Source organism: Streptococcus mitis (assembly GCF_003943905.1).
Taxonomy (GTDB): Bacteria; Bacillota; Bacilli; order Lactobacillales; family Streptococcaceae; genus Streptococcus; species Streptococcus mitis_BC.
The window spans coordinates 142,558-169,180 of record NZ_RJNS01000004.1; the positions used below are offsets into that span (position 1 = coordinate 142,558).

Consider the following 26,623-nt stretch of genomic DNA (forward strand, 5'->3'; position numbering starts at 1 on the left):
CCTTGTTTTTGCCTACAGGTGAGACATTTGTCTTCTAGTATAGTGTAGAAAAAGAAGGCCGTCAAGCCTTCTTTAGATTTATTCTTCTGCTTCGTCTTCTGTAAATTGACTATTGTACAAGTCAGCGTAGAAGCCACCTTGCGCCATCAGCTCCTCATGGTTGCCTTGTTCAATGATATTGCCATCTTTCATGACAAGAATCAAATCTGCATTACGAATAGTTGACAAGCGATGGGCGATGACAAAGGAAGTTCGACCCTCCATCAAACGGTCCATAGCTTTTTGGATCAATTCCTCTGTACGTGTGTCGACTGAGGATGTCGCTTCATCCAAAATCAAGAGCGGTGCATCTTTGAGAAGGGCACGAGCAATGGTCAAGAGTTGTTTTTGTCCAACAGACAAGGTCACTGTATCATCCAAAACAGTATCGTAACCGTCTGGCAAGGTCATGATAAAGTGGTGGATTCCCACAGCCTTGCTGGCTTCTATCATTCGTTCATCACTGATGTCTGTCTGATTATAGATCAGGTTCTCTCGAATGGTTCCTTCAAAGAGCCAAGTGTCCTGCAGGACCATTGAAAAGGCATCGTGCACTTCAGAGCGCTTCATGTCCTTGGTATCCACACCATCGATGCGGATACTTCCCTTATCAATCTCATAAAACTTCATCAAAAGATTGACAATGGTTGTCTTACCAGCCCCAGTCGGTCCAACGATTGCGACCTTTTGACCTGCATGAGCTGTCGCAGAAAAGTCATGGATGATGGTGCGCTCTGGTGTATATCCAAACGACACGTGATCAAAAATCACTTCCCCTTTCATGTCACTCAATTGTCTGTCCTTATGGGATTCATCCTGCATCTCAGCTTCACCTAGAAACTCTAATACACGAGTCATGGCTGCACTCGCTTGTTGCAAGCTTGTAATCCCTTGGGCAATCTGTGACAGAGGTTGGGAGAAGGTCCGTACGTAAACCATAAAGGCTACAATAATCCCTATAGTGATGTGTCCTTCCAACGCCAGCGCGGCCCCAACGATGATGACTAAGACATAACTAAAGTTCCCAACAAAGAACATGGCTGGCATCATGATACCAGAGATAAACTGAGATTTCCAGATACTATCATGCAAGTTTTGGTTTAAACCTGCAAATCTCGCTTTGGAGGTGTCCACTGCGTTGTAGCTGGTCACTACATTATGGCCAGAGTACATCTCTTCCACATAACCATTGACGGCCGCTAGATTATTTTGTTGAGCTTTAAAATAACCCTGTGACTTGGCCATGATTACGGAAACCGCCGCAAAACCAACAAGGGTTGATACAACGGTTACCAATGCCAAAATCCAGTTCATCCCAAACATGGTCACCAAGACAGCAATCAACAAGAAACTAGCTGAAAGAACTGTCCCTAGACTTTGGTTGAGAGATTGCGCTGCTGTATCCACATCATTGGTCACGCGCGAAAGGGTGTCTCCTTGTGAATGACGGTCAAAATAGCCAAGTGGCAAACGATTGATTTTTTCAGCGATTGCTGTCCTCAAACGTTTCGAGAAATGTTGGATACTCGTTGAAAAGATATAGGCCTGTGTATAGTTAAGGATAGCTCCAAACACATATAGGACAACCAAAAATCCAGCAATGTTTGACACAGCTACCAAGTCGATTTCTGTAGCCAAACCATCTGAAATCAAGTTTGTAATTTCCTTAATCTTAGTTGGCCCATAAACTGTGATGATACTTGAAATGACTGCAGCCACAACTGCTATTAGGAGAGGGAGTTGGAGGCCTGCCATATAAGGTTTGCACTGTTTCCAGACCGACACTTTTTTATTTTCCATGTTCCAATTCCTCCTTCGATAGTTGTGAGTAGGCAATTTCTTGGTAGACTTCGTTGATAGCTAGAAGTTCCTTGTGGGTGCCTTGTCCCACGACTTTTCCTTGATCCAATACTAAGATCAAGTCTGCATCCATAATGGTAGAAATCCGTTGCGCTACGATGAGCTTGGTCATGGATTTTGTTTTCTCAGCTAGTTCTTGGCGTAGGACACGATCCGTCTTGTAGTCCAAGGCTGAGAAGGAATCATCAAAGATGAGAATCTCTGGTTTACGAGCCAAGGCACGCGCAATGGCCAAACGCTGTCTTTGACCTCCTGAGAAGTTAGTTCCGCCTTGGGCCACTTCTGAGTCAAGACCTGCTTCCTTGTCCTCGATGAAGTTTTTAGACTGGGCCAATTCCAAGGCTTGCCACATAGCAGCTTCGCTTAGAGGAGTTTCTTTGCTCTTACCAAAGTCTAAGTTCTCCTTGACATCTCCAGAAAAGAGTACAGCTTTTTGTGGAATATAGCCGACCTTATTGCGCAAATCTTCCAAATCGTAATCTTGAACATTAACTCCGTCCACTAGGATTTCTCCATCAGAAACGTCGTAAAAACGTGGCAAGAGGTTGACAAGCGTAGACTTCCCTGATCCAGTCGATCCGATGAAGGCTACGGTTTGACCCGCTTCTGCTTTGAAAGTGACATGTTCCACGACTGCTTCAGAGTTTTTAGAGTAGCGGAAAGTTACATCACGGAATTCCACTTGTCCCTGAACTGAATGATCCGCTGTCTGTGCATGACTAGGATTTTCAATAGAAGAATGCAAATCCAATACTTGATTGATACGCCCTGCCGAAACCAAGGTACGAGGAAGAACGATAAAGAGTGCTCCCATGAGAAGGAATCCCATCACGACCTGCATAGCATAGGACATGAAGACTACCATATCACTAAAGAGTGGCAGACGTTCTGTCAAACTTGCGTCGTTGATGATATAGGCACCAATCCAGTAAATGGCTAAACTCAATCCACTGGAAATCCCCATCATAATCGGGTTCATAATCGCCATCAATCGATTGACAAAGAGATTGAGACGTGTTACCTCATCGTTGGCTGCTTCAAATTTTTCATCTTGGTAATCTTCCGCATTGTATGCACGAACAACTCGAATCCCAGTCAAACTTTCACGAGTGATGCTATTGAGTTTATCTGTCAATTTTTGGATAACAGATTGTTTTGGAAAGGCCAGAGTCATGAGAACGGTGGTCATCAAGACATTGACAATAACAGCCACAACGACCGCCCAGAGCCAGTATTCCGATTTTCCAAGAATTTTTCCAATGGCCCAGATAGCCATAATCGGCCCACGAGTAACCACTTGCAAGCCCATAGTAAAGAGCATCTGTACCTGTGTGATATCATTAGTCGTCCGAGTCAAAAGACTTGGGATTGAAAAGCGCTTGATCTCTGTCTGTGAAAAATCCAAAACACGATGAAATACGTCTCTACGTAGATGGGTTGTATAGGATGCTGCAACGCGAGCGGCAAAGAAACCAACCATAACAGATGAAAAGAAAGCCAATAAAGACAATCCAATCATCTTCGCAGCTGGTGACCAGAGTGCATCCATCTGTGTCCCTGACGTTCCCAGTAATTCTGTAATTTGCGAAATGTAGGTCGGTACCTCTAACTCGAGATAGACCGAGAAACAAGTGAAAAGAATCGCAAGGACAATCATCCCCCACTCTTTTCCTGTAATACGTTTAGCGAGTTTCTTCATTCTCTCCTCCTATCTTCTCAACATTTTCTTGCAACTGACCGAGGACCTTTTCAAAGATTGCCAAGTCTGACTTTGAAACACCCTCTAGCAGACTCTGATTGATCCGATCAAAAAAGGCCTTAACTTCTTGCATCTGCGAACGCGATTTATCCGTCAAGCGAACAAACTTTGCCCGCTTATCACTCGGGCTGGCCTCTAGTTCAACCAAACCATTTTGTACCATACGCTTGACTAAATTACTAGCAACGGACTTGGTGACATTGAGTTCTTGTTCAATATCCTTAATCAAAACCAGATCCTGGTCTTGCTCACAATGATCTAAAAAACGCAGAACTTGCCCTTGCGGTCCACCCATAAATTCAATGCCGCAACGCTTGGCTTCTTTCTGTACCATCAGGTGAACCTGGTGCCCAAAGCGTTTAAAAATCAACATTGGCTTGTCCATGATTGCTCCTTTCTCACGATTGAATATAGTTCCCAGGAGAACTAATTAAGTTTCCATGAGAACTATTTTATCACTTTCAGAGGAGATGTCAAGAAAAAAGTTTCCTAGAGAACTATTTTAGTCGGAATTGACATCAGCAGATATTTTCTCTATAATAAGCACTAACCACTGTGGATTGATATCCATTCACTCGATAAAGGGAGAAAGCTTTCAAATGAAACCAGAAGAACAAAAAGTTTTAGGGATTTTGGCAACCATTTTTGGAGTCATCGCACTTTTAGGGTCCTGGATCCCGTTTATTAACTATCTATCATTTTTCATCGCCATTATCGCTTTAATCCTAGGGATTATCGGCCTTATCGTCAACCTCAAAAAACGAAAAACAATGGCCATTATCGGAACATCCCTTGCAATTGCTTCAGTTGTACTTTTCTTTACGACCCATATACTGTACGCTAATGTCTACAAAGAGTTTGTCAAGGAGTTTAACCGTTCCTATAGAGAGGCAAGCTCCTCAATGGAACGCGAAGAAGAAAGCGACTTGACAGATGATAGCGCCTATTCCATCCCTGAGGAGGAAGAAAACGATACCTTCACCTGGACCCAAGAACAGTTCGACGCCTTAATCGAAGGTGACCTTGACAACAAAGGAAAAGGTGGTACCAACTACAAGGATATTATCAAAAAACACGGACTACCAGACTCCGAATTTGACTCCACTATCGGAGGTTATGATACGAGAAAAATCACCTATATCTCCATTGGAGACAAGATCAGGACTGTTACCTTAACTTTTGCAAAACAGGACAATGGACAGCTCTTGCTCGTCCAAAAACATGCAGTCGGTCTGAGTCAAGGAAAAAGCAAGCAACAAAACGACTCTGAAAGCAGAGTCTAAGTTCTAATATAAAAAGCGAACAGACTTGATAGTTGTTCGCTTTTTATATTAGAATCCGTCTACGTTGGTATAGATCTTTTGTACGTCTTCGTCGTCCTCAAGAACGCTGTAAAGTTTTTCAAAGGTTTCAAGGTCTTCACCTGACAATTCCACTTCTGACTGAGGAATCATTTCCAATTCAGTCACTTGGAATTCTTCGATGCCAGACTCACGAAGGGCAACGATAGCCTTGTGGAGGTCTGTTGGAGCAGTGTAAACCGTGATTGTTCCTTCTTCTGCTTCTACATCGTCCACATCCACATCTGCTTCGAGCAATTGCTCAAAGACCGCATCAGCGTCCTCACCTGCAAATACGATCACACCCTTGTTATCAAAGAGGTATGAAACTGAACCTGAAGCACCCATGTTTCCGCCATTTTTACCAAAAGCTGCACGGACATTGGCTGCAGTACGATTAACGTTAGAAGTCAAGGTATCCACAATCAACATAGAACCATTTGGTCCAAATCCTTCGTAACGTCCTTCTGTAAAGGTTTCGTCTGTGTTTCCTTTTGCTTTATCAATCGCTTTATCGATAACGTGTTTCGGCACTTGGGCTTGTTTCGCACGGTCGATAACGAATTTCAAAGCAGTGTTTGATTCTGGGTCTGGATCACCTTTTTTTGCTGCTACATAGATCTCTACACCAAATTTTGCATATACTTTAGAGTTAGCTCCATCTTTAGCCGTTTTCTTGGCTACGATATTGGCCCATTTACGTCCCATTAGGAATCTCCTTTTTTCACATTTTAATCTTTCTTATTATAACACAAGTTTTTTCGATTTTCACTAGAGGAAATGGATTTTATTCAGCAAATCCAGCTAGGATTGTCCTTTTGTTGCCAAGATTGCCTTGCCTTCTTTTATCAGGGGATGGCGGAAAAGTGAAAAGTACAGTTGGGTAGTCATGGCAACCCAGATAAGGGGTTCGCAGAGAATAACTCCCCTATAGCCTGCCCAAGGGATAATCAAGACCACAAAAACGATTTTCCCGATTAGTTCTATAAAGCTGGAAACTAGAGGAAGGACTTTCTGCCCCAATCCCTGCAAGCAATTGCGATAAATCAGCAAAAGGCTCAAAATTGGATAAAAGACTGAACTGATTTGCAGGTAGAGGCTACCATTTTCTACCAAGTAACTATCCGTCGAACTGGCCAAGAAAGAAACCAAACTAGGACTGGCAAAAAAGAGGAAGATACAAACAAAACCTGCCCAGGACATGCTCAAACGACTCCCAATACCAAGACCTTGGACTATGCGGTCTGGTCGCTTGGCCCCAAGATTCTGAGAGGCAAAGGTCGTCATAGCAGAAGAAATAGCCGTCATGGGAAGAAGAGCAAAGGCCATAATCCGTCGAGCTGCTGTTTGTGCACTAATAATCACAGCTCCAAAAGTATTAACAGAAGACTGTAAAATCACGCTACCAATGGACACAATCGAACTCATCAGACCCATGGCCAAACCTTGTTCTAAAAGATCCGCGTACAAGGCCTTGTTCCATTTAAAATGCTTGAGTTGAGGGAGCAGTTCTGGAACACTCTTACGGATATAGAAAAAGCAAAGAACCGCTGACAAGCCTTGCGAAATAATGGTAGCAAGGCCCGCAGATTGAACTCCCAGATGCAGTTGCGTAATGAAATACAAATCCAGCACCACATTGACCAAGGCAGAAAAAATCAGAAATCCAAGAGCCGCTAGACTATCACCAATGGACCGCAGCAAGCCTGCAAAGAGATTATAAGCGAAGCTGACGCCTACACAGGTCACAATCATAGAAATATATTGATAGGACTGGGGAAGGATTTCTACAGGTGTCTCTAAATACTGCAAGAGTGGATACAGACCGACAAATCCCATCAGCATGACCAAAATACTGAGAAGCCCTCCTAATATCCAGGTTGCAGCAACTGCTTCTTTGATTTTAGTGAAATCACGGGCTCCATAATAACGAGCAATGACAATCCCCATGCCATTACCAACACCAAGAGTAAAGCCTATAATCAAGTCAAAAATGGCAGTTGTTGCCCCTACTGCAGCCAAGGAATCTTGACCAAGAAAACGCCCAACAATCAAGACGTCAGCTGTATTATAAAGCTGTTGGAAAATATTAGACAGCAAGATTGGAAAGGCAAAGCTTAACAGCGCAGGAAGAATAGGACCATGTATCAGGTCCACGGATCGTTTCTTATTCATAAAGCTATTATATCAGCTTTCTAGAGGAGCAACAAGATTCTTTAACGAATCCTGAAATCAATTGCTTACAGAGGGACAATTTGCTATAATCAAAAAAAGGAGGTCACTTATGAGTTTGACCAGTCAATTAATAACCGATGTGTTTCCAGATCTTGATAAAGTTGAAAAGCTAAATAACGAAGCTTTCCCCGAGGAAGAACGGGTCCCTCTTTCTGAGTTTTTGCGCTATCAGGACCGAGATGACGCGCACTTTTTTGCCTTTTATAACGAAGAAGAGTTTGTTGGCTTTGCCTTCTCCATCTCCAATCAAAAAGCCTTCTATATTAGCTTTTTTGCCATCATGCCCCACTTGAGGAGCCATGGGTACGGAAAGGAAATCATCGAAAAGCTGACAGATTTTTACCAGCGAACCATGTTGCTGGAAGTCGAGCGATTGGATGAAGAATGCGATAATTTGGAGCAGAGAAAGGCTCGCATGGATTTCTATCGCCAAAATGGCTTTAAAACAGCCAACGCTTTTCTAGCGTACGATGATTTGAGTTTTGAAATCCTCTATCGTGGCGACCATTTTGACGAAGAAGCCTATCGCGACATCTTCCAAAAGTTACAGGATGAACATTATTTTGACTTTCACATCGAATATCGTCGTTTTAGTGATCATTAGTTCTTTCATCTGAAATAAACATAAAAAGTAGCAGTTCCTATCTGCTACTTTTTATGTTATTCTTCAATTTCGATTTCAAGTCCATCGCCTAGGTCAAGCGTTACTTCTTGGTTAGGTGCTAGATCTTCTGCGACAGAAGTAGGAGTTGTTCCTTCTTCATCTTCAATCAAACCATATTGAACACGGACTTGATGGTCAATCTCATCAAAGACTTCTGGGTGATCTGCCAAGTATTTCTTAGCATTTTCAGAACCCTGACCGATCTTTTCATCCTTGTAAGAGTACCAAGCTCCTGCTTTTTTGATGATATCGAGATCACTTGCAATCTTCAAAAGCTCACCGGTCTTAGAAATCCCTTCTCCGTACATGATTTCAACGAAGGCTTCCTTAAATGGCGGAGCCACCTTGTTTTTGACAACCTTGATCTTGGTTTCCTTACCGACATTGGTATCTTTTTGGTCACCAGTTCCCTTGATTTGTGTGCTTCCACGAACATCCAAACGGACTGAAGCGTAGAATTTCAAAGCACGTCCACCAGGTGTTGTTTCTGGATTTCCAAACATAACCCCAACTTTTTCACGCAACTGGTTGATAAAGATGGCAATTGTTTTGGTTTTATTGATAGAAGCACCAAGTTTACGCATGGCCTGGCTCATCATACGAGCTTGCAAACCAACGTGGCTGTCTCCAATGTCTCCATCAATTTCTGCACGAGGTACAAGGGCAGCAACTGAGTCGATAACGACAAGGTCAACTGCACCTGAGTCAATCAATTTTCCAGCAATTTCAAGACCTTGCTCCCCTGAGTCTGGTTGTGACAAAAGCAACTCATCAATATTCACACCAAGGGCTGCTGCATAGGCTGGGTCAAGCGCATGTTCCGCATCGATAAAGGCTGCAATACCACCTTCTTTTTGCGCCTGCGCCACCGCATGAAGGGCAACCGTTGTCTTACCAGATGACTCCGGTCCATAGATTTCGATGATACGTCCCTTAGGATAACCACCTGAACCAAGGGCAATGTCCAGAGCCAATGATCCTGAACTCATCACTTGAACTTTTTGCTCCGCGCGCTCACCCAAGCGCATAATTGAGCCTTTACCAAAGTCTTTCTCAATCAATTTCAGGGCATCGTTCAATGCTTTTTCACGGTCAGCCCCAAATTTTTTCCCAATTTCATCTAATTTTTTTGTTGGTTTTTTCGCCATTCTATTCTCCTGTATTCTAATAGTCCTAAGACCTGTCTACTATTATATCAAAAGTTAGTCACTTAATAAAGCCTTGCGAACTAGGTTAAAGGCATGCATGACCGCAATCTGACGAACATCTGCTCGGCTCCGCCCTGCGATATTAGCCTTGATAACTTCTGTCCCTTTTGCATGTGCCAATCCGATAAAGACTGTCCCAGCTGGATGCCCCTCTAGGCTATCTGGTCCAGCCACACCCGTCAAACTGACTCCGTAGTCAGACTGAGTCTTGAGCCGTGCCTGCTCTGCCATTTTTTTAGCCGTAAACTCTGAAACGACCCCGTGTTCTTTCAGCTCTTGCTCGGAAATATCCAACATCTTGGACTTTTCTTCTAGGCTGTAAGTGACAAAACCGCCATTAAAGATTGCTGAAACGCCCGAAAAATCTGCTAATGTCGCTTGAAAGAGACCTGCCGTCAAGCTTTCTGCCGCAGTAATGCTTTTCTGTCTCTTCTTTAGCTCTTCTACAACGACACTTGCTAGACTGGTTTCTTCCCCATATCCATAACAGATGTCTCGTAAAGAAATTCCCTCAAAAGTCTTGCGACCCAAGATTTGATTTTCCAAGATGTCCAATGCTTGATCAGCCTTTTCTTGACTGACTGCTTTTGTAGACAAGCGCAAGGTCACCTCTCCCGTTTTGGCATAAGGCGCCAAAGTCGGATCGGTTTGATGGTCAATCAAATCCGCCAAAATGGTCACCAACTGACTTTCACCAATCCCAAAGAAACGGAGCACTCGTGAGTACAACTTAGCACCAGTCATTAACTTAGGTAAGAGCTGATTTAAGACCATGGGTTTCAACTCACTAGGTGGTCCCGGAAGGACCACGTAGGTCACGCCATTCACTTCCGACACCCCTCCTACTGCTAAACCTGTCTCATTTGGCAGTGGAGTTGCCCCTTCTACAATTTGGGCTTGGCGCTCATTATTCGGTGTTCGAGCATAGTCTGGCCTTTGAGCAAAAAAGACATCCAGTTTCTCTTGCGCTTGAGGATCAAACACTAAGTTTTTTCCCAAAAATTTCGCCAACGTTTGTTTGGTTAAATCATCCTCAGTAGGCCCCAAGCCCCCTGTCAAAATGACTAGACTGCTACGCGAGCTCGCAATCTCTAGCAAGGACATGAGACGCGCTTCATTATCTCCGACAGCTGTTTGGAAGTAGACATCTACTCCGATTTCTGCTAGCTTTTCTGACAAAAACTGGGCGTTGGTATTGACGATCTGCCCTGTCAAAATTTCCGTTCCTACAGCAATAATTTCTGCTTTCATGTTTCCTCCTACTTATCTATTCGAATTTTTTTGAAAAAATCGCAGGAAAGTCCCACGATTTGATTTTTCATTTTATTCGGATTCTTCGCCTAAAGTATTTGTTGAAGGCACTGTTCGACCATAAAGATGCTCGTACAGAACAGCGTTGGTCTCCAACTCTACTACGTCCTCTCTCCCTAGGGAACGACGCAAAAGATTTTGCATTTCCAGCATATGCTCCATCGTTACGATTTGATAAGAGATTCCTTGCAACTCAGCATCTTCACCACGAAGTTGATGAGTTTCGATGTTTTTAAAGGAATCTTGGTAACCAAGTAGTTGTGGAATACTGGAGGCAGACAAATCAACATTTGTCTGCATATTATCACTAAGCGCTTTTAAGATAGCTTGATAATGACTGATACTATTGAGACTCAAGACCTTTTCCATAATCTTTTGAATGACTTCACGTTGACGTTTTTGGCGACCATAGTCTCCCTCAGGATCCTGATAACGCATCCGTGAATAGACCAGGGCTTCCTCACCATTCAAAGTTTGCTCACCGACTCCAATCGAGATTTTATTAAATTCTTCCTGATCAGCAATCGAAATCGGGAAACCGAGTGTGTTATTTACTGTGATGCCCCCAACTGCATCAACTAGCTGTTGGAGTCCTTGCATGTTGACCATCACATAGCGATCGATATGGATGTTCATCATTTTTTGAATGGTTGAAATAGCCAACTCTGCACCGCCATTGGCATAAGCAGCATTGAGTTTTGCTTCCTGAACTTGGCCATTTCCAGTTTCAATCTTGGTCAAAATATCCCGTTCTAAACTCATCATAGTGGTTTTCTTGGTTTTCGGATTGACTGTCAAAAGAATCATGGAATCACTATTCCCCGCCCAAGGGTCTGTACGTTCTACATTTCCCGTATCCACCCCCATCAAGAGAATGGTCAAAGGCTCTGTCGCCTCAATCACGTTGGTTTCTTCACCAATTTTCTTATAAGTTTTTTTACTTAAGGTTTCAGTTCCTTGATAATAAATAGTATAGGCATATGCACCCATACCTAAAGCCGTTACTGCTAGAAAAGCTAGTAGCATTCCGATTATTTTTTTTACCATCTTATCATTTATCTATCAGTCTACCCATCAGGTAAACATCTAAAAATATCCCTTCTTTTAAATAGGCTCCTCTTTCTTGTAAGCCTTCTGTAACAAATCCAAATTTTGAATAGAGGTGGATAGCCGCCTCGTTGCGCTTTTGTACACTGAGCTGCAAACGACGCAGAACTCCACTGGTTTTAGCCCACTCAATTCCCTCTTCAAGGAGTATGCTTCCTAAGCCATGATTCCAAAACTTCCTTTGGATGACCAGAAAGATATCCCCAATATGACGAACCCGCATACGTTGCTCTGCCGTGATGTTCAAAATACCTGCAATTTCATCATTCAGGAGGGCTAGGAGAGTGATTTGGTTATCTGAAGTCGCTTGCTTTTCAATAAAAAGAGCCATTTCAGATTCTGTCATCAGGATACCATTTTCATCCAGACTGGTGAAATCTGTCTCCTGTCCAACTAAATCCAAGAATGCAACCAAAGCAGCTGCATCATGAGCTTCAGCCTCACGAATACAAAGTTCATACTCCATCTTGAAGCTCCTTAATCAATTCCTCAGCACGAGGACCCTGAGCGGTAAAATAGAGGCGACGACCCTCAGCCTCTTTCAAGAGTTCCAACTCCAAGTAGGAATCTGGCAAATCCTCACCCAAAAGATGTCCCCACTCGATAACGGTCACACCACCACCAAAGAGAAACTCATCCAAGTCAATCGAATCAGCATCCCCCTCAATCCGATAGACATCCAAGTGGTAGAGCGGAAGGCGACCCTCATACTCTCTCACGATGGTGTAAGTTGGACTTTTGATCATCTGACGAATCCCCAAGCCCTTGGCAAGACCCTTTGTAAAGGTTGTTTTACCAGCACCCAGTTCTCCAGACAAGATCAAAACATCGTTTTTTTGGAGTAAGGTCCCTAGGCGTTCTCCCAGATCGATCAGCTCTTCTTCATTTTTTGTGTACATGCTACTATTATACCAAAAAGTTTTCTTTTGTGTGAATTTTCTTTACAAACTTACTATAATAAATTTGGGAAAATAGGGAATTTTTATTGATAGAAAAGCGTTTTTAGAAGAATATACACATGGCGCTAACAAGTAAAATATCTCGGATTACGTGCCCGTAAAAAGAAAATTCCCTTCTCATAGATTTTGGAAACAGAAAACGAGCAAAAATGAATCCCAAACCGACATAAAAAACAATGGATAAGACTGTTATTGGATTTCTCAAGAATAGCAAGGTTGCCAGAACCGTCAGGGCAACCGTTTTTTTCTTATTGAGAGTGTTTTTCAAATCTCTGCTGTACTTTTCAAATGGTAAAAAGACAAGTAAATCAATGCCAAACAAGAAAAAGAAGGAGGGCAAGAAAAGATCTACTAACTCTTGCTGAAAAGCTGTCTGTGTAAAAATAGTCTCCGACAATACCAGACAGACACCTGCTAGGTTTAAGACCAACAAGATACTATAAAATAGTTTCACTTTTTTCTGACTGTTTAAGATGCTATGGACATCCTGATCTTGGGTATAAAAGAAATTCATCCCCACGCACAGACCTGATGCCAATACGATAAACACTAGAAAATAGGCGCTTGACTGCTTTAAGGTTAAGATGGCTCCCTTCCACAGCAAGCAGCTACTCAAACTAATCTGGATCAAAGCTAGTAACAATAAGATGCGAATTGATTTTATCATTTTCAGTTCTCCCTTCGTATACATGATTATACTCTGCGAGAAAGATAAAAATTCCCCTCTCTTCTCAAATGTCCAATTTTGACGCTCAACTGACAAAAATGAAAAACAGTTGAAGCGATTTGAGAGATATTGCGTCGTGCTCACCTAACCCCAATAGGCAGAAGTGTAAAACAAAAGAGAACCCAAAGGTTCTCTTGTTTGCTTTTATTCTACTGTTTCTTCAACTTGGATTTCCACAACTTCCTCTACAGGAGCAAGTTCTGCCTCTTCTTGTTCTGGAGCCAGATATTCTGCTTCATTGATAGCTTGTGGTTCAAGGTTCCGGTAGCGAGCCATACCAGTACCAGCTGGGATGATCTTACCGATGATAACATTTTCCTTGAGTCCAAGGAGATGATCTTTCTTACCACGGATGGCTGCATCTGTAAGGACACGAGTTGTTTCCTGGAAGGAAGCCGCTGACAAGAAACTATTGGTTTCAAGTGAGGCTTTGGTGATTCCCATAAGAACTGGGCGACCAGTCGCTGGAACTCCACCTGCGATAAGAACATCCTTGTTGGCATCTGTAAAGTCGTTGATGTCCATGAGAGTACCCATAAGAAGATCTGTGTCACCTGGATCCATGACACGAACTTTACGGATCATTTGACGAACCATTACCTCGATGTGTTTGTCACCGATTTCTACCCCTTGGCTACGGTAAACTTTTTGTACTTCACCAAGAAGGTAGGTTTCAACTGACAAGACATCACGAACAGCAAGGAGACGTTTCGGTTGGATAGAACCTTCTGTAAGAGCTGCACCACGAGAGACTTGGTCTCCAACTTCGACACGCATACGTGCTGTAAATGGAACCACGTACTCACCTTCGCCAGTTTCACCCTTAACAAAGACTTTCTTGGTACGAGTTGACGCGTCTTCTTCGATAGCTGTAACTTGTCCTTTGACTTCTGTGATGACCGCTTCCCCTTTAGGATTGCGGGCTTCAAAGATTTCTTGGACACGAGGAAGACCCTGAGTGATATCGGTATTTGAGGCAACCCCACCCGTGTGGAAGGTACGCATGGTAAGCTGTGTACCAGGTTCCCCGATAGATTGGGCAGCGATTGTACCAACTGCTTCACCAACTTCAACCGCATCACCAGTCGCCAAGTTGATACCGTAACAGTGACGGCAGACTCCATGACGAGTGTTACATGTAAATACGGAACGGATAGTCACTTCTTCCACACCAGCATTGACAATTTCACGCGCCTTGTCTTCTGTAATCAACTCATTTGGACCGATGATCACTGCACCAGTTTCTGGATGTTTAACAGTTTTCTTAGTGTAACGACCATTGAGACGCTCTTCGAGAGACTCGATCATCTCTTTTCCTTCTGCGATAGAACGGATCAAGAGACCACGGTCTGTTCCACAGTCGTCCTCACGGATGATAACATCTTGGGCAACGTCAACCAAACGACGAGTCAAGTAACCTGAGTCGGCTGTCTTAAGGGCCGTATCGGTCATACCTTTACGGGCACCGTGAGTTGAGAAGAACATTTCGAGTACTGACAAACCTTCGCGGAAGTTTGAAAGGATTGGCAATTCCATGATACGTCCGTTCGGAGCGGCCATCAGACCACGCATACCGGCAAGCTGTGAGAAGTTTGAGATGTTACCACGGGCTCCAGAGTCCATCATCATAACGATTGGGTTCTTAGGATCTTGGTTGGCAACCAAACGTTTCTCCAATTTTTCACGGGCTGCACGCCATTCAGCTGTAACAGCGTTGTAGCGCTCGTCGTCTGTGATCATACCACGACGGAATTGTTTGGTGATTTGTTCTACACGTTTGTGTGATTCTTCGATGATTTCAGCCTTGTCTTCAACAACTGGGATATCGGCAATACCCACTGTCAAACCTGCAAGAGTTGAGTGGTGGTAACCGAGGTTCTTCATGCGGTCAAGTAGGGCAGAAGTTTCTGTCGTACGGAAACGTTTGAAGATTTCAGCGATGATATTCCCAAGATTTTTCTTCTTGAATGGAGGGTTGAGTTCAAGATTGCTGATTGCTTCCTTGATATCTCCACCTAGTGGCAAGAAGTATTTAGCTGGAACACCTTCTGTTAAGTTGGCATTTGTTGGTTCTTGCAAGTAAGGCAGACCCTCTGGCATGATGTCATTGAAGAGAATTTTACCAACTGTTGTCAGCAAGACCTTGTGCTTTTGCTCTTCTGTCCATGGTTTGTTGAGGCTGTCTGTTGCGATACCAACACGTGAGTGGAGGTGAACATAGCCATTGCGGTAAGCCATAACAGCTTCATCACGGTCTTTGAAGACCATTCCTTCACCTTCACGACCAGCTTCTTCCATGGTCAAGTAGTAGTTACCCAAAACCATGTCCTGAGATGGAGTAACAACTGGTTTACCATCTTTCGGGTTCAAGATATGCTCAGCAGCCAACATCAAGATACGAGCTTCTGCTTGAGCTTCTTCTGAAAGCGGTACGTGGATGGCCATTTGGTCCCCGTCAAAGTCGGCATTGTAGGCTTCACAGACAAGCGGGTGTAAGCGAAGGGCCTTACCATCAATCAAGACTGGCTCGAAGGCTTGGATCCCCAAACGGTGAAGGGTCGGTGCGCGGTTCAAAAGGACTGGGTGTTCTTTGATTACTTCTTCAAGGATATCCCAGATACGTTCATCTCCACGTTCTACCAAGCGTTTCGCTGCTTTAACGTTTTGCACGATATCACGAGCTACGATTTCACGCATAACAAATGGTTTAAAGAGCTCGATCGCCATTTCGCGTGGCACACCACATTGGTACATCTTAAGAGTTGGACCAACGGCGATAACGGAACGTCCTGAGAAGTCAACACGTTTACCGAGCAAGTTTTGACGGAAGCGTCCTTGTTTCCCTTTAAGCATGTGGCTCAATGATTTGAGTGGACGGCTACCTGGTCCTGTGATCGGGCGACCACGACGACCATTATCAATCAAAGCGTCAACCGCTTCTTGAAGCATACGCTTCTCATTTTGAACGATGATACCTGGTGCATTCAACTCAAGCAAACGAGCCAAACGGTTGTTACGGTTGATAACACGGCGGTAAAGGTCGTTCAAGTCAGATGAGGCAAAACGGCCACCATCCAACTGCAACATTGGACGAAGGTCTGGTGGAATAACCGGAAGGATGTTGAGAATCATCCATTCAGGTTTGTTCCCAGACTTGTAAAAGGCATCCAAAACATCCAAACGGCGGATGGCTTTGACACGTTTTTGTCCAGTAGCTGTTTTCAACTCTTCTTTGAGTTCAGTAATTTCTTTTTCAAGATCTACTTGTTTCAAAAGGTCTTGGATAGCTTCGGCACCCATCTTGGCAACGAATGATCCATAGCCATACTCACGCAAGCGCTCACGGTATTCGCGCTCTGTCATGATAGACTTGTGCTCAAGCGGTGTATCCTTAGGATCAATCACCACATAAGCCGCAAAATAGATAACTTCCTCGAGGGCACGAGGGCTCATATCAAGGGTCAAGCCCATACGGCTTGGAATCCCCTTGAAATACCAGATGTGAGATACAGGAGCTTTCAACTCGATGTGCCCCATACGCTCACGACGAACTTTCGTACGCGTTACTTCAACCCCACAGCGGTCACAAACAATCCCTCTGTAGCGAATGCGTTTGTACTTCCCACAAGCACATTCCCAGTCCTTTGTAGGACCAAAGATGACTTCGTCAAAGAGTCCTTCACGTTCTGGTTTCAAGGTACGGTAATTGATTGTTTCAGGTTTTTTGACTTCTCCATAAGACCATGAACGGACTTTGCTTGGAGAAGCTAGGGTGATTTGCATACTTTTAAAACGATTTACATCAACCACTATTTCTTCCCTTTCTATTCTAAGCGAACTGCTTATTCTTGTTCAGCAGCTTCTTCTGTTGCTTCCGCTTTTGTTGCTTTTTCAGCTTCTTCAGCTTCAAAGGCTGCTTTAGCCTCTTGGGCTGCTTTTTCGCGGGCTTTTTCAAGGTCATCTACGTGGATGACATCTTCGTCCATTCCTTCATCCAAGTCACGAAGTTCCACTTCTTGGTCATCTTCGTCAAGGACACGCATGTCAAGACCAAGAGATTGCAATTCTTTTACAAGAACTCGGAAAGATTCTGGAACACCTGGTTTTGGAATTGGTTTTCCTTTTGTAATAGCTTCATAAGCTTTCAAACGTCCGTTGATATCGTCAGACTTGTAAGTCAAGATTTCTTGGAGGACATTTGACGCACCGTAGGCTTCAAGAGCCCAAACTTCCATCTCACCGAAACGTTGTCCACCAAACTGAGCTTTACCTCCGAGTGGTTGTTGAGTAACGGTTGAGTATGGTCCGACTGAACGCGCGTGCAATTTATCATCAACCATGTGGTGGAGTTTGATCATGTACATGACACCAACTGATACACGGTTGTCAAAAGGCTCACCTGTACGTCCATCGTAAAGGATTGTCTTAGCATCGCTATCCATACCTGCTTCTTTAACAGTGTCCCAAAGGTCTTCAGAACTTGCTCCGTCAAAGACTGGTGTTGCGATGTGGATACCAAGAGTACGGGCTGCCATACCAAGGTGGAGTTCCATAACCTGACCGATATTCATACGTGATGGTACCCCAAGAGGGTTCAACATGATATCGACTGGAGTTCCGTCTGGAAGGTAAGGCATGTCTTCTACAGGGACGATACGAGAGACAACCCCTTTGTTTCCGTGACGTCCGGCCATCTTATCTCCGACCTTGATCTTACGTTTTTGAGCGATGTAGACACGAACCAGCATGTTAACACCTGATTGCAACTCATCTCCATTTGCACGCGTAAAGATCTTAACATCACGAACGACACCATCGGCACCGTGAGGTACACGAAGAGAAGTGTCACGCACTTCACGAGACTTGTCTCCGAAGATAGCGTGCAAGAGACGTTCTTCAGCTGAGAGATCTTTCTCACCCTTAGGTGTGACTTTACCTACAAGGATGTCCCCTTCTTTAACCTCGGCACCGATACGGATAATACCCATTTCGTCAAGGTCTTTAAGGGCATCTTCACCAACGTTTGGAATTTCACGAGTAATTTCTTCAGGTCCAAGCTTTGTATCGCGCGTTTCTGATTCATATTCTTCGAGGTGGACAGATGTATAGACATCGTCTTTGACCAAGCGTTCGCTCATGATAACGGCATCCTCGAAGTTGTAACCTTCCCAAGTCATGTAGGCAACGATTGGGTTTTGTCCAAGCGCCATTTCCCCTTTTTCCATAGAAGGTCCGTCAGCGATAAAATCGCCTTTTTCAACAACATCGCCAACTTTAACGAGAGTGCGTTGGTTGTAGGCAGTACCTGAGTTTGAACGACGGAATTTTTGGATGTGGTAAACATCTAGTGAACCATCTTCACGACGAACTTCTACCTTGTCAGCATCTGCGTAAGTAACTTTACCTCCATACTGAGCAATAACAGCCGCTCCAGAATCATGAGCTGCTTGGTATTCCATACCAGTACCAACGTAAGGTGCTTTTGGATTAATCAATGGCACAGCCTGACGTTGCATGTTGGCACCCATGAGGGCTCGGTTGGAGTCATCGTTTTCCAAGAAAGGAATACATGCTGTCGCAACGGCAACTACCTGTTTTGGTGACACGTCCATGTAGTCAACCACTTCTGCTGGATATTCTTGGTTGACCCCTTGGTGACGTCCCATGACAACTTTCTCAGCAAAAGTACCGTCCTCGTTAAGACGAGAGTTAGCCTGCGCTACAGTAAATTCATCTTCTTCATCGGCTGTCAACCAAACGATTTCATTGGTCACAACACCTGTTTCACGGTCAACCTTACGGTATGGTGTTTGAACAAATCCATACTTATTCAAGTGTCCGTAAGATGACAAGTTATTAATCAAACCGATGTTAGGTCCTTCAGGTGTTTCGATTGGACACATACGACCATAGTGAGTGTAGTGCACGTCACGAACTTCATATCCAGCACGGTCACGAGTCAAACCACCAGGTCCCAAGGCTGACAAACGGCGTTTGTGAGACAACTCAGAAAGCGGGTTGTGTTGGTCCATGAACTGTGACAACTGTGATGAACCAAAGAATTCTTTAACCGCAGCTGTTACAGGACGGATATTGATGATTTGTTGTGGTGTCAAGACTTCATTGTCTTGAACAGACATACGTTCACGAACATTACGTTCCATACGAGAAAGCCCAAGACGTACTTGGTTGGCAAGCAATTCACCAACTGCACGGATACGACGGTTCCCAAGGTGGTCGATATCATCCACACGGCCGATACCTTCCGCCAAGTTGAGGAAGTAGCTCATTTCAGCAAGGATATCCGCAGGAGTTACAACACGAACCTTGTCGTCTGGATTAGCATTTCCGATGATGGTTACAACACGGTCTGGGTCCGTTGGGGCAACAACCTTGAATTTTTGAAGGACAACTGGTTCTGTCAGAACAGCTGCATCGTTTGGAATATAAACGATCTTATTCAAGTCGCCATCCAAGTGGTGCTCGATACTCTCGATCACGCTACGAGTCATAACGGTACCAGCTTCTACCAAGATTTCACCAGTTTCAGGGTCTACCAATGGCTCCGCAATGGTTTGGTTGAGCAAGCGTGTTTTAACGTTGAGTTTTTTATTGATCTTGTAACGACCAACAGCTGCCAAATCGTAGCGGCGTGGATCAAAGAAACGTGCTACAAGCAAGCTACGTGAGCTTTCAGCAGTCTTAGGCTCACCTGGACGAAGGCGTTCGTAGATTTCTTTCAAGGCTTCGTCTGTACGAGAGTCCATTGGATTCTTGTGGATATCTTTTTCAACAGTATTGCGAACCAATTCGCTGTCACCAAAGATATCAAAGATTTCATCATCACCAGAGAAACCAAGCGCACGAACCAAGGTCGTAAATGGAATCTTACGAGTACGGTCGATACGAGTATAAGCGATGTCTTTTGAGTCGCTTTCAAGTTCCAACCAAGCTCCACGGTTAGGGATAACAGTTGAACCGTAGCCAACTTTACCGTTTTTGTCTACCTTGTCGTTAAAATAAACACCCGGAGAACGGACCAACTGAGATACGATGATACGTTCACCACCGTTGATGATGAATGTTCCCATCTCTGTCATGATTGGGAAATCCCCAAAGAAGACTTCTTGGGTCTTGATTTCGCCAGTTTCCTTATTGATCAAGCGGAAGGTTACAAAAATAGGTGCTGAGTAGCTAGCATCGTGGATACGAGCTTCTTCGAGCGTGTATTTGGGTTCCTTGATTTCATAGCCAACAAACTCCAACTCCATAGTTTCTGTGAAGTTTGAAATTGGCAATACATCTTCAAAAACTTCCTTAAGACCGTGGTCTAGGAAATCCTTGAATGAATCAGTTTGAATTTCAATCAAATTTGGTAAGTCAAGAACTTCTTTGATTCTTGAAAAACTACGACGGGTACGATGTTTCCCGTATTGAACGTCATGTCCTGCCAAGATGATTCTCCTTTGTAAATAAAGTTCCAAGCCTGCTTCATCAGGCTATTGATTATCGTCAAATGGTTGTTAAACCCCTATCACCATGTCCCTTTGACGAATTTTCAGAATCTTTAAATCTTTGTTACAAGCACTCAAAAACCTGAAAAAAAGCACAAAAAGAGCAGCTAAATCTGACTTTTTCAGAAGATTTAACTGCTGTGAGCCTTGTCTGGACAATATTTCAGACAAAACCTACGACAAATGATTATTCTTATTATACCTTATTTAGCTAGATTTTTCAAGGTTTTTTTACTATTTTTTAAACAATCTTTTCCTATATATTATTTTAAAATTTCAAGAGAATGAAGCATTATATTTTCTCTTAAAAGTTAGGAAAACGCTTGCACTAATGTTTACCTCGTGCTATACTGATAGGGAACAACTACACAAGGAGAATTGTGATGAAAAAGATCCCATCTCAAACTGAGAAAAAAATGATTTATGGTATCCGTTCCTTGAAGAACGGAACTGGTTCTGTCCTCATTGGTGCCAGCATTGTCCTGCTTTCTGCTGCAATGCCAACTATTTCGGCCAATGAAAACCTTCCTCAAACTCAGGAAAATACCAGCGCTGTGACCAAGGCCCCTACTGAGACTGAAACGAGTCAAACTCAAAAGGAAACGCCTATTTCTGAACAAAAGAATGCAAACGCTTCCCTTGATTCTAAGAAGGAAGCTACAGCTGCGGAAACTACTACAGTACCAGAAACACCTAAAACAGAAGATACTACTACAAGCCAGGCTAACAGCAAGGAAGAGAAAGTAGACGCCAGCACTTCAACGCCAACATCAGATCAAAAACCACAAGCTGACACATCTTCTGAAGAACCCATCGCAGACAACCACTTCCGCATCCATGTAAAAAAACTCCCTGAAGAAAACAAAGATTCTCAAGGTCTTTGGACTTGGGACGATGTTGAAAAACCGTCTGAAAACTGGCCCAATGGAGCCAAGTCCTTCAAGGATGCCAAGCAAGATGACTACGGCTATTATCTAGATGTCAAACTCAAAAATGAGCAAGCCAAGAAAGTCAGCTTCCTTATCAACAATACCAAGGGGGACAACCTGACAGGGGACCGTTCTGTAGAGCGCCTCTCTCCAAAAATGAACGAGGCTTGGCTAGATGAAAACTACAAGGTACACAACTACCGCCCTCAACCAGCAGGAACTGTCCGTGTCAACTATTACCGCACAGATGGCAACTATGACAAAAAATCTCTCTGGTATTGGGGCGATGTCAAAAACCCAAGCAGTGGAGAATGGCCTGACGGTACTGACTTTACCGCAACTGGAAAATATGGCCGTTACATTGATATCCCACTCAATGAAGCTGCAAGAGAATTTGGATTTTTATTACTAGACGAAAGCAAGAAAGGCGATGATGTGAAAATCAGAAAAGAAGATTATAAATTCACTGATCTAAAAAATCACAGTCAGATTTTCCTCAAAGATGATGACGAAACCATCTACACCAACCCCTACTACGTTCACGATATCCGTATGACTGGTGCCCAACACGTGGCTAAATCTCGTATCGAAAGCAGTTTTTCTACCCTCGTTGGAGCTAAGAAAGACGATATCCTCAAACACTCCAGCATCACTGATTACCAAGGGAATAAAGTAGCTATCACAGACGTGGAAGTGGATGAGGCAGGTAAAAAAGTGACCTACATCGGCGACTTCTCTGACACTCAACACCCTTACACTGTCAGCTACAATTCAGACCGCTTTACCACACGTTCAAGCTGGCGCCTCAAGGATGAGTCCTACAGTTACGATGGTCCACTCGGCGCAACTCTAAAAGAAGATGGCAAGCTTGTTGACCTCACCCTCTGGTCTCCAAGCGCTGATAAGGTTTCCGTTGTCGTATATGACAAGAAAGATCCTGAAAAAGTAGTCGGAACTGTTGCCCTTGAAAAAGGAGAAAAAGGAACCTGGAAACAAACTCTGGATGCAAACTCTGGTCTCGGTATCAGCAACTACACTGGCTATTACTACCACTACCAGATCGAGCGCCAAGGTAAAACTGTCCTCGTTCTTGACCCTTATGCCAAATCATTAGCGGCTTGGAACAGTGACCTAGCAAAAACAGATGCCGCTCATAAGGTCGCTAAAGCTGCCTTTGTCGATCCAGCGAAGTTAGGTCCGCAAGACTTGACCTATGGAAAGATTCGTAACTTCAAATCACGTGAAGATGCCGTTATCTATGAAGCTCATGTACGTGACTTCACTTCGGATCCTGCGATCGCAAAAGACTTGACCAAGCCATTTGGTACCTTTGAAGCCTTTATCGAAAAACTGGACTATCTCAAAGACTTGGGTGTGACCCACATCCAGCTCCTTCCAGTCTTGTCTTACTACTTTGTCAATGAATTGAAAAACCATGAACGTTTGTCTGCCTACGCTTCAAGCAACAGCAACTACAACTGGGGATATGACCCTCAAAACTACTTCTCCTTGACTGGTATGTACTCAAGCGATCCTAAGGATCCAGAAAAACGAATTGCAGAATTCAAAAACCTCATCAACGAAATCCATAAACGTGGCATGGGGGCTATCTTGGATGTGGTCTACAACCATACTGCCAATCTCGACATCTTTGAAGACTTAGAGCCAAACTACTACCACTTTATGGACGCAGACGGAACTCCTCGTACTAGCTTTGGAGGCGGTCGTTTGGGAACTACCCACTACATGTCTAAGCGTGTCTTAGTAGACTCTATCAAGTATCTAGTTGAAACTTACAAAGTAGATGGTTTCCGCTTTGATATGATGGGTGACCACGATGCGGCTTCTATCGAAGAAGCGTACAAAGCTGCACGCGCCCTCAATCCAAATCTTATCATGCTAGGTGAAGGCTGGAGAACCTATACTGGTGATGAAAATACGCCTGTACAACCTGCTGACCAAGATTGGATGAAGAAAACAGATACTGTCGCTGTCTTTTCAGACGACATCCGTAACAACCTCAAGTCTGGCTATCCAAACGAAGGTCAACCTGCCTTTATCACAGGTGGAAAACGCGATATCAATACCATCTTTAAAAATCTGATTGCTCAACCAACTAACTTTGAAGCAGACAACCCTGGAGATGTTATCCAGTATATCGCAGCCCATGATAACTTGACCCTCTTTGACATCATTGCCCAGTCTATCAAAAAAGACCCAAGCAAGGCTGAGAACTATGCTGAAATCCATCGCCGTTTGCGACTTGGAAACCTCATGGTCTTGACTGCTCAAGGAACTCCCTTTATCCACTCTGGTCAGGAATACGGACGTACCAAACAATTCCTTGATCCAGCCTATAAGACTCCTGTTCCTGAAGATAAGGTTCCAAACAAGTCTCACTTGTTACGTGACAAAGACGGCAAGCCATTTGTCTATCCTTACTTTATCCATGACTCTTATGACTCTAGTGATGCTGTCAACAAGTTTGACTGGACCAAGGCTACAGATGGCAAAGCATATCCTGAAAATGTCAAGAGTCGTGACTACATGAAAGGATTGATCGCCCTTCGTCAATCGACAGATGCCTTCCGACTCAAGAGTCTGCAAGACATCAAAGAGCGCGTCCACCTCATTACTGTTCCAGGACAAAATGGCGTTGAAAAAGAAGATGTGACCATCGGCTACCAAATCACCGCTCCAAATGGAGATATCTACGCTGTCTTTGTCAATGCGGATGATAAGGCTCGTGAATTTACTCTAGGAACTGCCTTTGCTCACTTGAGAAAGGCCGAAGTTCTCGCAGATGAAAACCAAGCAGGACCAGTAGGAATTGCTAACCCTCAAGGTCTCGAATGGACTGAAAAAGGCTTGAAATTGAACGCTCTCACTGCTGTCGTTCTCCGCTTGTCTCAAGGTGGTGCCATTGTCGCTCCAGCTGTGGAAGAAAAACCAGAATTTGACCTTTCTAGCTTGGAAGTCGAACCAGAACAAGGTCAAGCTCAAAACCTAGCAGCCAATCCTGAAACTCAAGAAACTGCTGCAGAGGCTCACTCTCAGAACCTCCTTCCAAACACAGGAACTGAGAGCAAATCCCTCCTTGCCCTTGCTGGATTCAGTATCCTTGCCCTTCTCGGACTTGGATGGTTGATAAAAAACAAGAAAAAGAAATAACACTCAATGAAAATCAAAGAGTAAACTAGAAAGCTAGCCGCAGGCTGCTCAAAGCACAGCTTTGAGGTTGTGGATAGAACTGACGGAGTCAGCGTCATATACCTACGACAAGGCGAAGCTGATGTGGTTCAAAGAGATTTTCGAAGAGTATAACCTAGCCCTCCTATAGAGAAAACACCCCATGATTAGAAGAATCTTCTAGTCATGGGGTGTTGTTTGCAGACTCTATAATATTTGTAGTGGGTAAATCCCCTATAGATATGATGGAGCCTATTTTGTTGTAGAAAAAAAGTCCCATAAGTTCTATAATGAAAAGCGACCAAACCATCATTAGAAAGATTCATATGGAACCATTACATTTTATCATAAAACTACTCGATATTAAAGACCCTAATATCCAGATTCTAGATATCATCAATATGGATACTCACAAGGAAATCATCGCTAAACTGGACTATGACGTCCCGTCTTGCCCTGAGTGCGGAAGTCAAATGAAGAAATATGACTTCCAGAAATCTTCTAAAAATCCTTACCTTGGAACAACTGGTATGCCTACCAGAATTCTTCTGAAAAAGCGTCGTTTCAAGTGCTATCATTGCTCAAAAACTAGTTGAAAAAACTTCTATGACCGATAGCTTTCCATTTCAACTTCAACCGTCATTCGGAAGCTCAATGACTTTAGTCGACTTCATAAGACTATGTCCTGAGACGAGTACGCCTTTAAAATGAGTTTTATCCGTACAAGGCTTTAAGAATCTCAATATTATCACTGTCCTTGAATGCAGAACACAAGCGATTATTCGAAATCACTTTCAGGCTGTCTTTCAAACCTTTCTCAAGGACAAAGAAAAAATCATTACTGCCCTTGAATCACTCTATTCCAAAGCCAAACTAGAAGCAACTAATCATCTCATAAAACTCATCAAACGCAATATCTTTGGCTTTCGGAACTTTGACAATTTTAAAACTAGAAATCTCGTCGCTTTGAATATCAAAAAGGAGAGGACTGATTTGGTCCTCTCCAGAGTATGACTTTTTGGTAATCCACTACAGTTGACAAATAACCAAAAAAAGATACTCACTTAAGTATCTTGGTCAATAAATCAATCGGGAAGACAGGATTCGAACCTGCGACACCTTGGTCCCAAACCAAGTACTCTACCAAGCTGAGCTACTTCCCGAGTTAAATAGAAAAAATGCACCCTAGAGGATTCGAACCTCTAACCGCCTGATTCGTAGTCAGGTACTCTATCCAGTTGAGCTAAGGGTGCTCATTATTATATGCCGAGGACCGGGATCGAACCGGTACGATCGTTTCCAATCGCAGGATTTTAAGTCCTGTGCGTCTGCCAGTTCCGCCACCCCGGCCTCTCTAAGCGAACGACGGGATTCGAACCCGCGACCCCCACCTTGGCAAGGTGGTGTTCTACCACTGAACTACGTTCGCATCGACCTCTTCTAGTTTTAATGCCGGCTACATGACTTGAACACGCGACCCTCTGATTACAAATCAGATGCTCTACCAACTGAGCTAAGCCGGCAAATTTCTACTATGCGGGTTAAGGGACTTGAACCCCCACGCCGTTAAGCGCCAGATCCTAAATCTGGTGCGTCTGCCAATTCCGCCAAACCCGCAAATATGACCCGTACTGGGCTCGAACCAGTGACCCATTGATTAAAAGTCAATTGCTCTACCAACTGAGCTAACGAGTCTAAAATAACTTCCGTTATCTTACGGTCCCGACGGGAATCGAACCCGCGATCTTCGCCGTGACAGGGCGACGTGATAACCGCTACACT

General features: G+C 43.8%; 16 protein-coding genes, 8 tRNA genes and 1 pseudogene. 4 read left to right on the top strand and 21 right to left on the bottom strand.

Annotated features, from left to right (window positions below; all coding sequences use genetic code 11):
* Nucleotides 1-78: 78 nt before the first annotated feature.
* The 3 genes from D8854_RS08005 to D8854_RS08015 are packed head-to-tail and all read right to left on the bottom strand — an operon-like array spanning nucleotide 79 to nucleotide 4,043.
* Nucleotides 79-1,839, bottom strand: coding sequence for an ABC transporter ATP-binding protein (locus tag D8854_RS08005; protein WP_084947308.1), 1,761 nt, complete (start codon nucleotides 1,837-1,839; stop codon nucleotides 79-81).
* The gene (locus D8854_RS08010) at nucleotides 1,829-3,598 is read right to left on the bottom strand and encodes an ABC transporter ATP-binding protein (RefSeq protein WP_125450463.1); all 1,770 of its coding nucleotides are present in this window, start codon (nucleotides 3,596-3,598) and stop codon (nucleotides 1,829-1,831) included. Before D8854_RS08010 ends, D8854_RS08005 begins: the two co-directional genes overlap by 11 nt.
* Entirely contained in the window at nucleotides 3,582-4,043 is a 462-nt protein-coding gene (locus D8854_RS08015; RefSeq protein WP_125450464.1) for a MarR family winged helix-turn-helix transcriptional regulator, read from the bottom strand. Before D8854_RS08015 ends, D8854_RS08010 begins: the two co-directional genes overlap by 17 nt.
* Nucleotides 4,044-4,257: 214 nt before the next feature.
* On the opposite strand from D8854_RS08015, the gene D8854_RS08020 reads away from it, so the two are divergent.
* Entirely contained in the window at nucleotides 4,258-4,941 is a 684-nt protein-coding gene (locus D8854_RS08020; RefSeq protein WP_185768082.1) for a CD20-like domain-containing protein, read from the top strand.
* Between the two features lie 48 nt (nucleotides 4,942-4,989).
* Here the strand turns inward: D8854_RS08020 and D8854_RS08025 are convergent, their stop codons facing one another.
* The gene (locus D8854_RS08025) at nucleotides 4,990-5,706 is read right to left on the bottom strand and encodes a YebC/PmpR family DNA-binding transcriptional regulator (protein ID WP_000532894.1); all 717 of its coding nucleotides are present in this window, start codon (nucleotides 5,704-5,706) and stop codon (nucleotides 4,990-4,992) included.
* A 96-nt stretch (nucleotides 5,707-5,802) separates the two neighbouring features.
* Entirely contained in the window at nucleotides 5,803-7,173 is a 1,371-nt protein-coding gene (locus D8854_RS08030; RefSeq protein ID WP_125450465.1) for an MATE family efflux transporter, read from the bottom strand.
* Nucleotides 7,174-7,282: 109 nt separating this feature from the next.
* Here D8854_RS08030 and D8854_RS08035 point away from each other — a divergent pair, with 109 nt between their 5' ends.
* A complete protein-coding gene (locus D8854_RS08035; RefSeq protein ID WP_038806435.1) occupies nucleotides 7,283-7,837 on the top strand; it encodes a GNAT family N-acetyltransferase in 555 nt (184 codons plus the stop codon).
* Nucleotides 7,838-7,893: 56 nt separating this feature from the next.
* Here D8854_RS08035 and recA read toward each other — a convergent pair whose 3' ends face one another.
* The 8 genes from recA to rpoB form a co-directional block, all read right to left on the bottom strand.
* Nucleotides 7,894-9,045, bottom strand: a complete 1,152-nt coding sequence (gene recA / locus D8854_RS08040; RefSeq protein WP_125450466.1) for a recombinase RecA — start codon at nucleotides 9,043-9,045, stop codon at nucleotides 7,894-7,896.
* A 54-nt stretch (nucleotides 9,046-9,099) separates the two neighbouring features.
* Nucleotides 9,100-10,356 (bottom strand): competence/damage-inducible protein A, encoded by a 1,257-nt coding sequence (locus D8854_RS08045; protein ID WP_125450467.1) that lies wholly within the window; start codon nucleotides 10,354-10,356, stop codon nucleotides 9,100-9,102.
* Nucleotides 10,357-10,428: 72 nt separating this feature from the next.
* Nucleotides 10,429-11,463, bottom strand: coding sequence for a biofilm formation/cell division transcriptional regulator BrpA (brpA, locus tag D8854_RS08050; protein ID WP_125450468.1), 1,035 nt, complete (start codon nucleotides 11,461-11,463; stop codon nucleotides 10,429-10,431).
* Nucleotides 11,464-11,467: 4 nt separating this feature from the next.
* The gene (locus D8854_RS08055) at nucleotides 11,468-11,989 is read right to left on the bottom strand and encodes a GNAT family N-acetyltransferase (RefSeq protein ID WP_125450469.1); all 522 of its coding nucleotides are present in this window, start codon (nucleotides 11,987-11,989) and stop codon (nucleotides 11,468-11,470) included.
* Nucleotides 11,979-12,422 carry a tRNA (adenosine(37)-N6)-threonylcarbamoyltransferase complex ATPase subunit type 1 TsaE gene (gene tsaE / locus D8854_RS08060; RefSeq protein ID WP_125450470.1) on the bottom strand — a complete coding sequence of 148 codons (444 nt, stop codon included), beginning with the start codon at nucleotides 12,420-12,422 and terminating at the stop codon, nucleotides 11,979-11,981. The genes D8854_RS08055 and tsaE overlap by 11 nt, the downstream gene beginning before the upstream one ends.
* Before the next feature lie 103 nt (nucleotides 12,423-12,525).
* On the bottom strand, nucleotides 12,526-13,149 hold the full coding sequence (locus D8854_RS08065; RefSeq protein ID WP_125450471.1) for a hypothetical protein: 624 nt from the start codon (nucleotides 13,147-13,149) through the stop codon (nucleotides 12,526-12,528).
* A 204-nt stretch (nucleotides 13,150-13,353) separates the two neighbouring features.
* Nucleotides 13,354-17,019 (bottom strand): DNA-directed RNA polymerase subunit beta', encoded by a 3,666-nt coding sequence (rpoC, locus tag D8854_RS08070; RefSeq protein ID WP_000228784.1) that lies wholly within the window; start codon nucleotides 17,017-17,019, stop codon nucleotides 13,354-13,356.
* Between the two features lie 32 nt (nucleotides 17,020-17,051).
* Complete coding sequence (gene rpoB, locus D8854_RS08075) at nucleotides 17,052-20,663, bottom strand: DNA-directed RNA polymerase subunit beta (protein WP_125450472.1); 3,612 nt, start codon at nucleotides 20,661-20,663, stop codon at nucleotides 17,052-17,054.
* A gap of 443 nt (nucleotides 20,664-21,106) precedes the next feature.
* On the opposite strand from rpoB, the gene D8854_RS08080 reads away from it, so the two are divergent.
* Together D8854_RS08080 and D8854_RS08085 are read left to right on the top strand one after the other, a co-directional pair.
* Nucleotides 21,107-24,823 (top strand): pullulanase, encoded by a 3,717-nt coding sequence (locus D8854_RS08080; RefSeq protein WP_125450473.1) that lies wholly within the window; start codon nucleotides 21,107-21,109, stop codon nucleotides 24,821-24,823.
* 344 nt (nucleotides 24,824-25,167) lie between these two features.
* A pseudogene (locus D8854_RS08085) lies at nucleotides 25,168-25,855 on the top strand (transposase).
* Between the two features lie 75 nt (nucleotides 25,856-25,930).
* Here the strand turns inward: D8854_RS08085 and D8854_RS08090 are convergent.
* The 8 genes from D8854_RS08090 to D8854_RS08125 form a co-directional block, all read right to left on the bottom strand.
* Nucleotides 25,931-26,004: transfer RNA gene (locus D8854_RS08090), tRNA-Pro, on the bottom strand.
* A 16-nt stretch (nucleotides 26,005-26,020) separates the two neighbouring features.
* Nucleotides 26,021-26,094: transfer RNA gene (locus tag D8854_RS08095), tRNA-Arg, on the bottom strand.
* 11 nt (nucleotides 26,095-26,105) lie between these two features.
* Nucleotides 26,106-26,191 (bottom strand) — tRNA-Leu (locus D8854_RS08100).
* 7 nt (nucleotides 26,192-26,198) lie between these two features.
* Nucleotides 26,199-26,270: transfer RNA gene (locus D8854_RS08105), tRNA-Gly, on the bottom strand.
* Between the two features lie 21 nt (nucleotides 26,271-26,291).
* Nucleotides 26,292-26,364 (bottom strand) — tRNA-Thr (locus D8854_RS08110).
* A gap of 12 nt (nucleotides 26,365-26,376) precedes the next feature.
* Nucleotides 26,377-26,458 (bottom strand) — tRNA-Leu (locus D8854_RS08115).
* A gap of 5 nt (nucleotides 26,459-26,463) precedes the next feature.
* Nucleotides 26,464-26,536 (bottom strand) — tRNA-Lys (locus D8854_RS08120).
* Between the two features lie 25 nt (nucleotides 26,537-26,561).
* A tRNA-Asp gene (locus D8854_RS08125) sits at nucleotides 26,562-26,623 on the bottom strand.